The sequence below is a fragment of the Planosporangium spinosum genome, from assembly GCF_049999945.1.
Lineage (GTDB): Bacteria > Actinomycetota > Actinomycetes > Mycobacteriales > Micromonosporaceae > Planosporangium > Planosporangium spinosum.
In genome coordinates, this window is the sequence record NZ_JBLYUB010000022.1 from 28186 (window position 1) to 42967 (window position 14782).

Here is a 14782-nt window from a genome sequence, read left to right on the forward strand (position 1 = left end):
GTAGGTGGGCGGCCTGACCAGGCAGGTTGCCGCTCCACCGTGCGACAACTTCCGGGAAGTTGTGACGATCATGGGCCATCGTCGGTCAGGTCGGCGGGTAGCTGGAGTAGTCGGGGAAGTTGCCGTAGAGCCGCTCGTCCGGTTCGCCCCGCGTGACCGCCTGGACCAGCAGGTCGCCGCCGACGAAGCAGCCCTTCCATGACGCGCCGCGTCCGCCGAACGGCTCCTCGCGGTCGCCGCGCGAGCGGGGGGAGTTGATGCCGACCTTGAACGCCTGTAGGTCGACCGCGAGCTTGCCGGCCAGCTCCTCGTCGTCGCAGGCGAGGCTCGCGACGAGGGCGCCGTTCGAGGCGTTCATCGCCGACAGCAGTTCGTCGGTGGTGTCGACCACGGTGACCGTGTCCACCGGGCCGAACGGCTCGGCGTGCATCAGTCGGGACCGGCCGGGCGGGGCGAGCAGCACGGTCGGGGCCACGTACGCGGACGTGTCCTGGCCGGGAAGGAACCGCGCGCCGTCGAGCGTGCCCCGGTATAGCGGCACGGCGCCGTGGCGGATCGTCTCGTCGACCTTGCGCCGCAGCTCCTCGGCCTTGACCGCGCTGATCAGCGGCCCGAAGTCCAGCTCGGGCAGGGGACCGTCGGCGTCGGAGACGGCCAGCGGGTGGCCGAAGCGCACCGAGCGGACCACCGGCAGGTACATGTCGAGGAACCTGTCGACGAGGTCGCGCTGGACGACGAAGCGCGGGTACGCGGTGCAGCGCTGCTTGGCGTACTCGAAGCCCTTCTTGAGGTGGCCGGCGAGCAGGTCCCACTGGGAGAACTCCCAGATGCCCCAGGCGTTGAGGCCCTCCTGCTCGATCATGTGCCGTTTGTCCGTGTCCAACAGCGCGGCGGCGACCTTGCCGCCGCCTGCCCGGCCGCCGACGAAGGCGACCGCGTCGATCTCGGGCGCCCGGACCAGTACCTCCGACAACTCCTCGCCGCCGCCCGACAACAGCGTGACGGGCAGACCGGCCCGGTGCATCAGGGCGTGCGCGACGGTCAGGCAGATCGCGCCGCCCTGGGTGGGGGTCTTGGCGATGACCGCGTTGCCCGCGAGCAGTTGGACCAGCTCGGCGTGGACCAGCACGCTCATCGGGTAGTTCCAGGAGGCGATGTTGGAGACCGGGCCGGTGAGCGGTTCGCGCCCGGCGACCTGGCGGTCGATCTGGTCGACGTACCAGCGCACGCCGTCCAGCGCCCGGTCGACGTCGGCGCAGGCCAGCCGCCACGGCTTGCCGATCTCCCAGACCAGCAGCAGGGCGAGCAGGTCCCGGTGCGCGGTCAGGGCGTCCAGGGCGGCGACGACCCGGGCCTTGCGTTCGGCGATCGGCGTGCCGGCCCAGCCGGCGTGTTCGGCGGCGGCGCGGCGTACCGCGGTCAGCGCCGTCTCGGCGTCGACCCGGCCGAGGCGGGTGAGCGCCGTGCCGTCGACGGGGGTGGTCAGCGGCGCCGGGGTGCCGGTGTCGGTCCAGGCACCGGAGAGCAGGTTGCGCAACCTACCCTCGGTGAAGGCCTCCGGGGTCGCGGCCACGGCCCGGTCCAGCACGTCGGCCCAGGCGGTGCCGTTCACGATACGCAAGGTCAAGAGGGTGCCTCCTTCGGTCGCCCACGCGGGTGGGGCGGGTGGCGCCCGGTAGGGCACAGGGAGCGGTCGGTGTGGCGGCTGCGTCGGCGCCGCGGATGAGTTACTGTGAGGTAACTTGCAAGGTCAGCACGATCGTCAACTCACGTATTGAGATTGACGACCGCATGCTGGGAACAGATACTTCGTCGTTCGGGCGTACGCCAACGGCTACCTGTTGGCGAGCGTTCCAAACCGGCCCGTTCCCGCGTTTCAGTGCCGCAGTGCGGGAGGACGAGCCACGTGAAGTAGTGGGAAAAGCGCCGAATGTGAGGCGTCACACGTCTTTGTCGGATGTGAGGGTTCCGCGACTGCGCGTCACAATGGTGTTTGTCCACGTCGGGGCGGGCGCGTTCGCGGGACGCGTGGCTTCCGGTCACGGTCAGCAAGATTGTGATCAGTCCGACCTTCTCGTCAGAGGGTTGGGCTCGCGTACACTCAACGCGACTACCTGGGCCGACGTCGTCCCTTCTGTGTTTTCCCCGACGACGTGAGGAGGCCCTATGGCATCGCCGCAGACCCCCACCGCGCCGCAGGCCCAAGGCCTTTACGACCCCGCGTACGAACACGATGCGTGCGGGGTGGCGTTCGTGGCGAATGTGGCCGGTCGACGCTCCCACGAGGTCGTCCAGCTGGGCCTGGAGGCGTTGCTCCGGATGGACCACCGCGGCGCGCGGGGTGCCGAGCAGAACACCGGCGACGGCGCCGGCATCATGATCGGAGTCCCGGACGCGTTCTGCCGCGCGGTGGCCGGCGTGGAGCTGCCCCCGGCCGGCGGGTACGCCACCGGGCTGGCGTTCCTACCCACCCACGCGGGAGACGCCGAGCGCGCCAAGGCGGTCTTCGACAAGTACGCCCTGGTCGAAGGGGTACGGGTGCTCGCCTGGCGGGACGTGCCCGTCGACGCCAGCGACCTGGGCGCCTCCGCCGCCGACGCGATGCCCCGCGTCGCGCAGGTGTTCATCGCGGCCGACCGGCTCACCGATTCTCCGGCGGGCCCGGCCGGCGAGCCGTTGCGCGGCCTCGACCTCGACCGGGTCGCGTTCTGCGTCCGCAAGCAGGCCGAGCGCGAGACCCGCGAGCGCGGCATCGACCTGTACTTCCCGTCGCTGTCGAGCCGCACCATGACCTGGAAGGGCATGCTCGCCCCCGACCAGTTGCCCCGAGTGTACCCGGACCTGACCGACCCGCGCATCGAAAGCGCCATCGCGCTGGTGCACAGCCGCTTCTCCACCAACACGTTCCCGTCGTGGCCGCTGGCCCACCCGTACCGGTACATCGCCCACAACGGCGAGATCAACACGATCCGGGGCAACCGCAACTGGATGGCCGCCCGCGAGGCGCTCTTGAGCAGCCCGGACATCCCCGGCAACCTGCGCCGGCTGTTCCCGATCTGCACCCCGGGCGGCTCCGACTCGGCCAACTTCGACGAGGTCCTCGAACTGCTGCACCTCGCCGGGCGCAGCCTGCCGCACGCCGTCCTGATGATGATCCCGGAGGCGTGGGAGAACGACCCCGGGATGGATCCGGCCCGGCGCGCGTTCTACCGGTTCCACGCGAGCCTGATGGAGCCCTGGGACGGTCCGGCCGCGGTCGCGTTCACCGACGGTACGGTCATCGGCGCCGTTCTCGACCGCAACGGCCTGCGGCCCGGGCGGTGGTGGCACACCTCCGACGGCCTGGTCGTCCTCGCCAGCGAGGCGGGCGTGCTCGACCTCGACCCGGCCACGGTGGTTGCGAAGGGTCGCCTCCAGCCGGGCCGGATGTTCCTGGTCGACACGGCGGCCGGCCGGATCATCGGAGACGACGAGATCAAGGCCGAACTGGCCGCCCAGGAGCCGTACGGCGACTGGCTGCACGCCGGCCTGATCGAGCTGGAGTCGCTGCCCGAGCGCGAGCACATCGTCTACACCCATGACTCGGTCCAGCGCCGCCAGCAGACCTTCGGGTACACCGAGGAGGAGCTGAAGATCCTCATCGGGCCGATGGCCCGCGCCGGTGCCGAGCCGCTGGGCTCGATGGGTACCGACACCCCGGTCGCGCCGCTGTCGACCCGCCCGCGGCTGCTCTACGACTACTTCACCCAGCTCTTCGCGCAGGTCACCAACCCGCCGCTGGACGCGATCCGGGAGGAGCTGGTCACCAGCCTCAACCAGACCATCGGCCCCGAGGGCAATCTGCTCGACCCCAATCCGGCGAGCTGCCGGCAGATCGTGCTGCCCGGCCCGGTGATCGACAACGACGAGCTGGCCAAGATCCTGTCGATCGACGAAGACGGCGACATGCCGGGCTTCAAGGCCGTCAGCGTCTCCGGGCTGTACCCGGTGCGCGACGGCGCGGCCGGCCTCAAGGCCCGCCTGGTCGAGATCATGCGCGGGGTCTCCGAGGCGATCGAGGACGGCGTACGCGTCCTGGTCCTGAGTGACCGCGACTCCAACGCCGACCTGGCGCCGATCCCGTCGCTGCTGCTCACCGCCGCGGTCCACCAGCACCTGGTCCGCGAGCAGACCCGCACCCAGGTCGCGCTGGTCGTCGAGTCCGGTGACTGCCGCGAGGTGCACCACGTCGCCGTCCTGATCGGCTACGGCGCGGCGGCGGTCAACCCGTACCTGGCGTTCGAGAGCGTCGACGACCTGATCGCCACCGGCGCGCTGCCGGACATCACGCCCGGCAAGGCTGTCAAGAACTACGTCAAGGCGCTCAACAAGGGCGTCCTGAAGATCATGTCGAAGATGGGCATCTCGACGGTCTCGTCGTACTGCGGTGCCCAGGTCTTCGAGGCGGTCGGGCTCGCTCCGGACGTGGTCGAGCGGTACTTCACCGGTACCAGCAGCAAAATCGGTGGGATCGGTCTGGAGGAGATCGCCGCCGAGATCGCCGCGCGGCACTCCCGGGCGTACCCGGCGAACCCGGCCGAGCGCACCCACCGCCGCCTGGACGTCGGTGGGGAGTACCAGTGGCGCCGCGAGGGTGAACTGCACCTGTTCAACCCGGAGACGGTGTTCCTGCTCCAGCACGCCACCCGGTCGCGCCAGTTCGAGGTGTTCAAGAAGTACACGTCGAAGGTCGACGGGCTCGCGGCGCAGGCGGCGTCGCTGCGCGGGCTGTTCGAGTTCAAGTTCGGCGAGCGCCCGGCGATCGGAATCGACGAGGTCGAGCCGGCCAGCGAGATCGTCAAGCGGTTCGCCACCGGCGCGATGAGCTACGGCTCGATCTCGGCGGAGGCGCACACCGACCTCGCGATCGCGATGAACCGCCTCGGCGGCAAGTCCAACACCGGCGAGGGCGGCGAGGACGTCGACCGGCTGCACGACCCGGCCCGGCGCTCGGCGGTCAAGCAGGTCGCCAGCGGCCGGTTCGGGGTGACCAGCGAGTACCTGGTCAACGCCGACGATCTCCAGATCAAGATGGCGCAGGGCGCGAAGCCCGGCGAGGGCGGTCAGCTGCCGGGTAACAAGGTGTGGCCGTGGATCGCCAAGACCCGGCACGCCACCCCGGGCGTCGGGCTGATCTCACCGCCGCCGCACCACGACATCTACTCGATCGAGGACCTGGCGCAGCTCGTCTACGACCTCAAGAACGTCAACCCGGGCGCGCGCATCCACGTCAAGCTCGTCTCCGAGGTCGGCGTGGGCACGGTCGCCTCCGGTGTGGCGAAGACCAAGGCCGACGTCATCCTCATCTCCGGTCACGACGGCGGTACCGGCGCCTCGCCGCTGAACTCGCTCAAGCACGCCGGTACGCCCTGGGAGCTGGGCCTGGCCGAGACCCAGCAGACGCTGCTGATCCAGGGCCTGCGCGACCGGGTCACCGTGCAGGTCGACGGGCAGCTCAAGACCGGCCGGGACGTGGTCGTCGCGGCGCTGCTGGGCGCGGAGGAGTTCGGCTTCGCCACCGCTCCGCTGATCGTCTCCGGCTGCGTGATGATGCGCGTCTGCCACCTCGACACCTGCCCGGTCGGCATCGCCACGCAGAACCCCGAGCTGCGCAAGCGGTACACCGGCAAGCCGGAGTTCGTGGAGAACTTCTTCCTGTTCCTGGCCGAGGAGGTCCGCGAGTACCTGGCCCAGCTCGGTTTCCGTACCCTCGACGAGGCGATCGGGCACGTCGAACTGCTCGACACGCGCCCGGCCGTGGAGCACTGGAAGGCGTACGACCTCGACCTTTCGCCGGTGCTGTACCTGCCCGACCTGCCGGCGGACGCGTCCCGCCGGCAGAGCGTCAAGCAGGACCACAAGCTCGAAGAGGCGCTCGACAACAAGCTGATCGCCGCCGCCTCGCCGGCGCTGACGGATGGCGGCGCGGTGAAGATCGAGATGTCGGTGAGCAACCGCCACCGCAGCGTCGGCGCGATGCTGGGCGGCGAGGTGACCCGCCGGTTCGGCGGCGCCGGCCTGCCCGACGACACCATCGACGTGACCCTGCGCGGCACCGCCGGGCAGTCGTTCGGCGCGTTCGTGCCGCGCGGGGTGACGCTGCGGCTGTTCGGCGACGCCAACGACTACATCGGCAAGGGCCTGTCCGGCGGTCGGCTGGCCGTGCGGCCGGACGAGTCGGCGCCGTTCGTGTCCGAGGCCAACCGGCCGGTCGTCGGCGGCGCCGAGGACCACATCATCGGCGGCAACACGATCCTGTACGGGGCGACCGCCGGTGAGGTCTTCCTGCGCGGCCTGGTCGGCGAGCGGTTCGCGGTGCGCAACTCCGGCGCGGTCGCGGTCGTCGAGGGCATCGGTGACCACGGTTGCGAGTACATGACCGGCGGTACGGTCGTCGTGCTCGGCGCAGTCGGGCGCAACTTCGCGGCCGGCATGTCCGGTGGCGTCGCGTACGTGTGGAACCTCGACCCGTCCCTGGTCAACGGGGAGCTGGTCGACCTGGAGCCGGTGGGTGACCCGGAACTGCTGCGGTCACTCGTCTCCCGGCACGCCGCCGAGACCGACTCGGCGGTGGCGAACCGGCTGCTGGAGCGGTGGGACGAGGCGGTAGCCGAGTTCACCGCCGTGGTACCCCGCGACTACAAGCGGGTGATGGAAGCGATCAAGGCCGCCGAAGCCGCCGGCCGTGATGTTGACGAGGCGGTCATGTCGGTCGCGACCCGACCGGCGTCCGCGCCCGACGACAAGGCGGAGGTGTCCCGTGCCTGACCCGAGCGGCTTCCTGCGCCACGGGCGCAAGCTGCCGGCCCGCCGGCCGGTACCGGTCCGAATCATGGACTGGCGGGAGGTGTACCCGTCCGCGTCCGATCGCCTGATCCGCGAGCAGGCCACTCGGTGCATGGACTGCGGCATCCCGTTCTGTCACGAGGGCTGCCCGCTGGGTAACCGGATCCCGGACTGGAACGACCTCGTCCGCACCGACTCCTGGCAGTTCGCCAGCGAGTCGCTGCACGCCACCAACAACTTCCCGGAGTTCACCGGCCGGCTGTGCCCGGCGCCCTGCGAGGCCGCCTGCGTCCTGGGCATCGCCGACGACCCGGTCACCATCAAGCAGGTCGAGGTCGAGATCGCCAACCGGGCGTTCGACCGCGGGTACGTGACGCCGCGGCCGGCGCCGGTACCGACCGGCCGCAGCGTGGCCGTGGTCGGCTCCGGTCCGGCCGGGCTCGCCGCGGCGCAGCAGCTGGCCCGCGCCGGGCACGCGGTCACCGTGTACGAGCGGGACGACCGCATCGGTGGCCTGATGCGGTACGGGATCCCGGACTTCAAGCTGGAGAAGGAGCACATCGACCGGCGGCTGGAGCAGCTGTCGGCTGAGGGCGTGCAGTTCCGGACCAGTGTGCACGTCGGCGTCGACGTGACCGTGACCGAGTTGCGCGACCGGCACGACGCGGTCCTGCTGGCCTGCGGCGCGCTTCAGGGCCGTGACACCCCGGAAACGCCGGGGCGGGCGCTGCCGGGCGTACACCTGGCGATGGAGCACCTGGTCGAGTCGAACCGGCAGGTGGCTGGGTTGATCGAGGCGCCCGCGGTCGACGCGGCCGGCAAGCACGTCATCATCATCGGCGGCGGCGACACCGCGGCCGACTGCCTGGGCGTGGCGCACCGGCAGGGCGCGGCGAGTGTGACCCAGCTCGACATCTACCCGGAGCCGCCGGGCTCGCGGGACCCGGAGCGCGACCCCTGGCCGACCTGGCCGTGGGTCCTGCGCAACTACCCGGCCCACGAGGAGGGCGGCGAGCGGCTGTTCGCGGTCGCCGTGCACGAGTTCGTCGGCACCGACCGGGTCGAGGCGATCCGGATCAGCGAGGTCACGGTGACCAAGGTGGACGGTCGCCGGATCGTGACCGAGGTGCCGGGTACCGAGCGGGACCTCCCGGCCGACCTGGTACTGCTGGCCATCGGGTTCGAGGGCACCGAGGAGGGTCCGCTGCTGGAGCAGGCCGGGCTGGCTCGCAACGCGCGCGGCGCCATCGACGCCGGACCGGACTGGCAGACGTCCGCCCCGGGCATCTTCGTCGCCGGCGACATGCACAAGGGCGCGTCGCTCATCGTGTGGGCGATCGCCGAGGGGCGGTCGGCGGCGGCCGCGATCCACGAGTACCTCGGTGGCGAGGGCCACCTGCCCGCACCGGTGACCCCGGCGTCGGCTCCGATCGGGGTGTCTTAACGATCTTGGGCACGTGGGCCGGTCATGGCCGGTCCACGTGTCCAAGATCTATGCTCGGCGGGTGATTTTCCGCGAGGCCGTCCGCGCCGACCTGCCCGCCGTCGTCGCGCTGCTGGCCGACGACGTGCTCGGCAAGGCCCGCGACTTCGCGGTGGTCGACGAGGCGTACGAGCGGGCCTTCGCCGACATCGACGCCGATCCGCGCAATTTCCTCGTCGTCGCCGACGACGGCGGCGAGGTGGTGGCGTGCCTGCAGATCACGTACATCCCCGGGCTGGGCCGGCACGGTGCCGAGCGGTGCCTCATCGAGGCGGTACGCGTCCGCTCGGACCGGCGCGGCCACGGCCTGGGGCGCCAGTTCGTCACCTGGGCGATCGAGCAGGCCAAGGCGCGTGGTTGCGGGCTGGTGCAGCTCACCACGGACAAGTCCCGGGTCGACGCGCACCGCTTCTACGCCAGGCTCGGCTTCGTCGCCAGCCACGAGGGCATGAAGCTCGTCCTCTGAACCGGAGCAGCGCCGGTCAGGTGACTGAACCGGAGCGGCGCCGGTCAGGCGATCTGGAACGAACGCTTCGCCAGGCCCATCCAGAAGCCGTCGATCTGCTGGTCCGGGGCGGTCTCCGGGTCGTCGGCGGCGCCGAGCGTGACGAACAGCGGCGCGAAGTGCTCGATCGTGGGGTGCGCGTACGGCATGCCGGGCGCCCGGTTGCGGAAGTCGACCAGCTCGTCGACCGCGCCGCGGGCCAGCGCCTCGCCGGCCCAGGCGTCGAACTCCACCGACCAACCCGGTGGGCGGGCGTCGACCCGGAACTCGCGCAGGAACGGCAGGCCGTGGGTGAGGAAACCACTGCCCATGATCAGTACGCCCTCGTCGCGCAGCGGCCTGAGCCGGCGCCCGAGGTCCAGCAACCGCTGGGGGTCCAGCGTCGGCAGGGACATCTGGAGTACCGGGATGTCGGCGTCCGGGTACATCACCGTGAGCGGTACGTACGCGCCGTGGTCCAGACCCCGGGAGGGCTGCTCGGCGACCTCTTCGGTGTCGGCCATCAGCGCCTTCACCGTGGCGGCGAGGGCCGGCGCACCGGGGGAGCGGTACTGCACGCGGTAGTACCGCTCCGGGAAGCCACCGAAGTCGTAGACGAGGGGAACGCCGGTCGCGGTGGCGCCGAGCGTCAGCGGTGCCGACTCCCAGTGGGCGGAGACCACGAGGATCGCGGTCGGCCGGGGTAGCCGACCGGACCACGCGCGCAGTTCGGCGGTCCAGGTCGGGTCGTCCACCAGTGGGGGAGCACCGTGCCCGAGGTAGAGGGCTGGCATCCGGTTCATGGCCTTCTCCAATTTTGTTGAACGCTCAACTACGAGCGTACCCCACCTGGTCGAAAGCTCAAGCGATCGCGGGTGTGACGGCGGTTCAATCAGGTGTGACGCCGGTTCGATCGTGGGTTCGTGGCGCGCGATCGGTGGATTTTCTGATGCGTTCGATCAGTGGTCTCCCGGTGCGCGATCAGTGGTCTCCCGGCGCGCGATCGGTGGGTTCCTGGTGCGCGTGGCGGTAGAGCGCGACCAGGACGCCGTACCGCGGCTCGTCCTCGTCAGCCTCCTCGGCGCCGTTGACCAGGTCGGCCAGTGCGGTGCTGAGCCGTTCCGCCTCGGCTGACGACGCTCTTGCCGAGGCGTACCGGAGATGCCTGGAGCACGTCGGTGGGCTCGCGTCGGAGGCATCAGGCGCAGGCGGGGCGCGGAGCGGGCCGGACGGCGGCCGAGGCGCCGCAGCGTGAGTACGCCAGAGGGCGTGGACACTGCGGGGTGTTCACGCCCTCTGGCCCTCCGGTGGTCACACCGGATGCGGCAGCCATCCCACGAAGCGGTCGTGCAGGTCGCCGGCCGGGATGGTTCGCAGGTCGGCGCTGGCTTCCACCATGGCGGCGCTCAGCACCAGGGCCAGCGCCGCCGGGTGTCCGATGTACTCCGCGCAGAACTGGCGCTTGCGACTGCGGCACGGCCACGGGTACCCGCACCCCACGCAGACCCAGTTGGGCCGGATCGGCTGGTGCGCGCTCATCGGGCCGACCTCCTCGCCCGGCGGACCCGAATCACGTCCGGGCCATCGGTCGGGCCGGCCAGCCGGACGCGCTCGAGCCAGCTCACGATCACGCGCAACGTCGAGTTGTCGAGCGACCGCACCGCCCAGATCATCGTGCGCTCGTCGTGCCGGCCCAGCTCCACGCCCCGCAGGGCGTCCCACAGCGCCTCCTCGCGCTGCCCGGGGGCGGTGTACGGGCCGACGGGCTCGGTCTCCAGTGGAGTCAGGGGTGCGTAGTGGCGTGCCCTCATACTGGTCACGGGTCGGACCTCCTACGTCCGATCAAGGCCCCTGGTCAGCGTCTGCATCGCTGGCCAGGGGCCGCCTTGTTGGTTTACCCCGACGCTAGCCTCGCTGTACATACCTGTCTATAGACAGGATGTGACAGCCCGCGACCTACGGTGACGGGTATAGCCTTTTACCTTGCGAACTGTGATCGACAAGCTGAGTGCCACTCCGATCTACCTGCAACTCGTTGCGATTTTGAGAAAGCGCATCGAGTCGGGGGAGCTTCAGTCCGATCGGCCGTTGCCCAGCGAGCCGTACCTGGCTGCCGAGTTCGGCGTCGCCCGAGGCACGGTGCGCCACGCCATTGCGATCCTGCGGGATGAGGGCTTGGTCGTCACCGTGCCGGGTCGGGGCAACTTCGTGCGGTAGGTGCCCGTCGGTTCACCTGAGCGGTGACGACGCGGGGAAGTGCGGGGCTGCCGTCCATCGGTTCGGCCGCCGGAACTCGCGCCGGCCGACGGGGTGCGGTCCACGTCGCGGATGCATCGCCCGGGCGCGGCCGAAAAGTGTCGGGGGTGATCCATAGAATTAGTACATGCGTTCGACGATGCCATCGTGGCTGCTCCCCGCCGTTTGCCCCGCCGATGACGCCACCTGGACCCGGGGCCTGGCCGGTGACCGCCGCCCGTCTCTCGGGCGCTGGGCCGGGCCGACGCTGCACGGTCGGCGGTGACCGGTGGCGGGCCGTCCGGCGTCGCCCGGGCGGCCCGCCACCGGCGGCCGGAATCATCGTCGGTCGACGGTGGCTGGTCGAGGGTGGTCAGAGGTCGAGCAGGTGGCGCCCCAGCCGGGCGTGCGCCGTGACGAGGGGGTGCGTGGCGCCGTAGTTGTGGCCGTGCCCAGGAAGGTTGCCGAAGAACGAGAAGATCACCCGGTGGGCGCCCCCGACGCCGAACACCACGCCGATCTCGTGCCGGCTGTCGTCGAGCGCGCCGTACTTCGTCGCCGTGCGCAGTCGCTCGTCCGACGACATGGTGCGCCGCACGCCGTCGGTGAAGCCGTGCAGGAGGCTGAGGGTGAGCCGGGTGGCCACCGGCGAGAGCAGGTCGCCGGCGACGAGGCGGGCGAGCAGGGTGTGACTCTCCCGGGCGGTGGTGGTGCCCAGGAACATCCGGCGGGGGTCGTCGGGCAGCGGCTCCACCCGGGTGTGCGTGAAGCCCCTGCCGGCGAGGTAGTCGTTGACCTCGATCCCGGTGCAGACGCGGCCGCACAGGCGGACAGCGGTGTTGTCGGACAGTACGAGCATCGCGGCCAGCACGTTGGCGAGCGTGAGGTGGTCACCCCACACCGTCTGGAGGTGGTAGATGCCGTCGCCGGGCAGGACGTCGTCCGGGGTCAGTTCGACCCGCTGGTCCAGGCGCAGCACGCCCCGGTCGATCTTGTCGAGTACGGCGCAGGCGACGGCCAGCTTGTTGACGCTCGCGGCGGTCACCACCTCGTCGGCCCCGTCCTCGATCACGGGGACGTACGAGCCGGTGGGGCCGGCGACGGTCACCAGCGAGTGCCAGGTTCCGCCGGTCCTGGTGACCTCGCGCCGGTAGGCCCGCCGGACGCGCCGACGCGCCTCGGTCAACCTGTCGGCGGCCTGGCCGCTCACGGCCGGCAGGTCAATGGCCGGCAGGTCAACGGCCGGCGTCTCTCCGGTGGTCACGATGATGCCTCCCAACCGCAGCGGATCTGCGATCATCGCAGGACCCGGCAGTGAATACCGTTCTGCACCCTTTCGGATCCCGGGGGTGTCATCTCCCAGGCGGGCATGGATCGGACATCCGGTCCAACTCCCGGGCCAATGCCTCCTGTCCGCCGGACAGCGGTTAGCCTCATGTGTGTGACACGTCGCGCGAAGATCGTCTGCACGATCGGCCCCGCCACCGCCAGCCCGGAGCGCCTACGTGGGCTCGTGGACGCCGGCATGGACGTGGCCCGGCTCAATTTCAGCCACGGAAGCCACGCTGACCACCAAAAGGTCTTCCACCTCGTCCGCGACGCGGCCGAGGCCAGCGGCCGGGCGGTCGGTATCCTCGCCGACCTCCAGGGGCCGAAGATCCGCCTTGGTCGATTCAAGGACGGGCCGGTGGAGTGGCGCACCGGCGAGACTGTCGTGATCACCTCCGAGGACGTCGAGGGCACCCACGACCGGGTCTCGTGCACCTACCGCAAGCTGCCCGCCGAGGTGAAGATCGGTGACCGGCTGCTGATCGACGACGGCAAGGTCGCCGTCGAGGTCATCGCCGTCGAGGGTACCGACATCCGGGTCCTGGTCATCGAGGGTGGCCAGGTCTCCAACAACAAGGGTGTGTCGCTGCCCAACGTCGCGGTGAGCGTACCCGCGCTGTCCGACAAGGACACCGAGGACCTGCGCTTCGCGCTCCGGCTCGGAGTCGACCTGATCGCACTGTCGTTCGTGCGCTCGCCCGACGACATCAAGCTCGTACACGAAATCATGGACGAGGTCGGCGTCCGGCGCCCGGTCCTCGCCAAGATCGAGAAGCCGGAGGGGGTCGCGCAGCTCGAGTCGATCGTCGACGCGTTCGACGGCATCATGGTGGCGCGCGGTGACCTGGGAGTGGAGCTGCCGCTGGAGGAGGTGCCCCTGGTCCAGAAGCGCGCCGTGCAGCTGTGCCGGGAGAACGCCAAGCCGGTCATCGTCGCGACCCAGATGCTCGACTCGATGATCGAGAACTCGCGGCCGACCCGCGCGGAGGCCTCCGACGTCGCCAACGCGGTCCTCGACGGCGCCGACGCGCTCATGCTCTCCGGCGAGACCAGCGTCGGGCGTTACCCGGTGCTGACGGTGTCCACGATGGCCCGCATCATCGCCACCACCGAGGCCGGCTCGATCGACGTGCCGCGGCTGCAGCACGACCCCCGTACCACCGGTGGCGCGCTGACCGCGGCGGCCGCCAGGATCGCGTCCTCCATCGGCGGCAAGGCGATGGTGGCGTTCACGGTCACCGGCGACACCGTCCGCCGGTTGGCGCGGATCCACTGCTACCTGCCACTGCTGGCGTTCACGCCGGAGCCGACGGTGCGCAACCAGCTCGCGCTGTCCTGGGGCGTACAGACGTTCCTGTCGCCGTTCGTGGAGCACACCGACGACATGTTCCGGCAGGTCGACCAGGCCCTGCTCGGCATGGACTTCGCCGCGAAGGGTGACTACGTGGTGATCGTCGCGGGCAGCCCGCCCGGGACGCCGGGTTCGACGAACACCCTGCGGGTACACCGCCTGGGCGACCTGGCGGACGCCGAGTGACCGGTGACGTAGCCACCGGCCAGCGGGCGGTCGACGAGCTGCTCGAACTGCTGGACCTGCGCCGGCTGTCGGACTCCACGTTCCAGGGTGAGAGTCCGAAGATCGGGTTGCAGCGGGTGTTCGGCGGCCAGGTCGCCGGTCAGGCGCTCGTCGCCGCCGGCCGTACCGTCGACCCGGAGCGGCATGTGCACTCGCTGCACGGGTACTTCGTGCGCCCGGGCGACCCGAGCGTGCCCATCGTGTACACGGTGGAGAACATCCGCGACGGGCGCTCGTTCTCGGTGCGTCGGTCGGTGGCCCTCCAGCACGACAAGCCGATCTTCTTCATGTCGGCGTCCTTCCAGGTCGACGAGGAGGGGCTCGACCACCAGGGGGACGCCCCGCCGGACGTGCCGGGCCCGGACGAGGTGCCGACCATGGACGACCGGCTCGCCCGGTACCCCGAGCGCCTGGGCGTGTGGCAGCTCATCCCGCGCCCGATCGACGTGCGGTACGTGGGGGAGCCGGGGTGGGTGCGGCCGGGTGACCGCCCGTCGGAGCCACACCAGCGGGTGTGGATGCGCTTCGACGGCAAGCTGCCCGACGATCCGCTGCTGCACGCCTGCGCGCTCACGTACGCGTCCGACCTGACCCTGCTGGACGCCGTGCTGTCCCGGCACGGCGCGGTGTGGGGGCCGGGCGGGTTCGATGGCGCGAGCCTCGACCACGCGCTGTGGCTGCACCGGCCGTTCCGGGCCGACGAGTGGTTCCTCTACGACTGCTGGAGCCCGTCGGCCTCCGGGGGCCGTGGGCTCGCCGCCGGACGGATGTTCACTGAGGACGGGCGACAGGTGGCGAGCGTCGTACAGGAGGGGCTGCTGCGGCCGATCGGTCACTGACCGGCGGGCGT

At 70.8% G+C, this 14782-nt stretch carries 12 protein-coding genes; 7 read left to right on the forward strand and 5 right to left on the reverse strand.

Features of this window, described 5'->3' with window-relative positions:
• Window positions 1-85 precede the first annotated feature (85 nt).
• Window positions 86-1627 (reverse strand): aldehyde dehydrogenase family protein, encoded by a 1542-nt coding sequence (locus ACNTMW_RS25240; protein ID WP_426636276.1) that lies wholly within the window; start codon window positions 1625-1627, stop codon window positions 86-88.
• Between the two features lie 539 nt (window positions 1628-2166).
• Here ACNTMW_RS25240 and gltB point away from each other — a divergent pair.
• The 3 genes from gltB (at window position 2167) to ACNTMW_RS25255 (ending at window position 8774) form a co-directional block, all read left to right on the forward strand.
• Window positions 2167-6807, forward strand: a complete 4641-nt coding sequence (gltB, locus tag ACNTMW_RS25245) for a glutamate synthase large subunit (protein ID WP_426636277.1) — start codon at window positions 2167-2169, stop codon at window positions 6805-6807.
• Window positions 6800-8269 (forward strand): glutamate synthase subunit beta, encoded by a 1470-nt coding sequence (locus tag ACNTMW_RS25250; protein WP_426636278.1) that lies wholly within the window; start codon window positions 6800-6802, stop codon window positions 8267-8269. The genes gltB and ACNTMW_RS25250 overlap by 8 nt, the downstream gene beginning before the upstream one ends.
• A gap of 61 nt (window positions 8270-8330) precedes the next feature.
• A complete protein-coding gene (locus tag ACNTMW_RS25255; protein ID WP_426636279.1) occupies window positions 8331-8774 on the forward strand; it encodes a GNAT family N-acetyltransferase in 444 nt (147 codons plus the stop codon).
• A gap of 44 nt (window positions 8775-8818) precedes the next feature.
• Here the strand turns inward: ACNTMW_RS25255 and ACNTMW_RS25260 are convergent, their stop codons facing one another.
• Window positions 8819-9595 (reverse strand): dioxygenase family protein, encoded by a 777-nt coding sequence (locus ACNTMW_RS25260; RefSeq protein WP_426636280.1) that lies wholly within the window; start codon window positions 9593-9595, stop codon window positions 8819-8821.
• On the opposite strand from ACNTMW_RS25260, the gene ACNTMW_RS25265 reads away from it, so the two are divergent.
• Complete coding sequence (locus tag ACNTMW_RS25265; protein WP_426636281.1) at window positions 9594-9926, forward strand: hypothetical protein; 333 nt, start codon at window positions 9594-9596, stop codon at window positions 9924-9926. The two genes, ACNTMW_RS25260 and ACNTMW_RS25265, sit on opposite strands and share 2 nt — an antisense overlap.
• A gap of 177 nt (window positions 9927-10103) precedes the next feature.
• On the opposite strand, the gene ACNTMW_RS25270 is transcribed toward ACNTMW_RS25265, so the two are convergent.
• Together ACNTMW_RS25270 and ACNTMW_RS25275 are read right to left on the reverse strand one after the other, a co-directional pair.
• A complete protein-coding gene (locus ACNTMW_RS25270; protein WP_426636282.1) occupies window positions 10104-10331 on the reverse strand; it encodes a hypothetical protein in 228 nt (75 codons plus the stop codon).
• Window positions 10328-10612, reverse strand: coding sequence for a hypothetical protein (locus tag ACNTMW_RS25275; RefSeq protein ID WP_426636284.1), 285 nt, complete (start codon window positions 10610-10612; stop codon window positions 10328-10330). The genes ACNTMW_RS25270 and ACNTMW_RS25275 overlap by 4 nt, the downstream gene beginning before the upstream one ends.
• A gap of 172 nt (window positions 10613-10784) precedes the next feature.
• Here ACNTMW_RS25275 and ACNTMW_RS25280 point away from each other — a divergent pair, with 172 nt between their 5' ends.
• Window positions 10785-11009: a GntR family transcriptional regulator gene (locus ACNTMW_RS25280; protein ID WP_426636285.1), complete on the forward strand. Its 225-nt coding sequence runs from the start codon at window positions 10785-10787 to the stop codon at window positions 11007-11009.
• Between the two features lie 391 nt (window positions 11010-11400).
• On the opposite strand, the gene ACNTMW_RS25285 is transcribed toward ACNTMW_RS25280, so the two are convergent.
• A complete protein-coding gene (locus ACNTMW_RS25285) occupies window positions 11401-12327 on the reverse strand; it encodes a serine hydrolase (RefSeq protein WP_426636286.1) in 927 nt (308 codons plus the stop codon).
• A gap of 135 nt (window positions 12328-12462) precedes the next feature.
• Here ACNTMW_RS25285 and pyk point away from each other — a divergent pair, with 135 nt between their 5' ends.
• Both pyk and ACNTMW_RS25295 read left to right on the forward strand, forming a co-directional pair.
• A complete protein-coding gene (gene pyk / locus ACNTMW_RS25290) occupies window positions 12463-13893 on the forward strand; it encodes a pyruvate kinase (RefSeq protein WP_426636287.1) in 1431 nt (476 codons plus the stop codon).
• A complete protein-coding gene (locus ACNTMW_RS25295) occupies window positions 13890-14771 on the forward strand; it encodes an acyl-CoA thioesterase (RefSeq protein WP_426636288.1) in 882 nt (293 codons plus the stop codon). The genes pyk and ACNTMW_RS25295 overlap by 4 nt, the downstream gene beginning before the upstream one ends.
• Window positions 14772-14782: the final 11 nt, after the last annotated feature.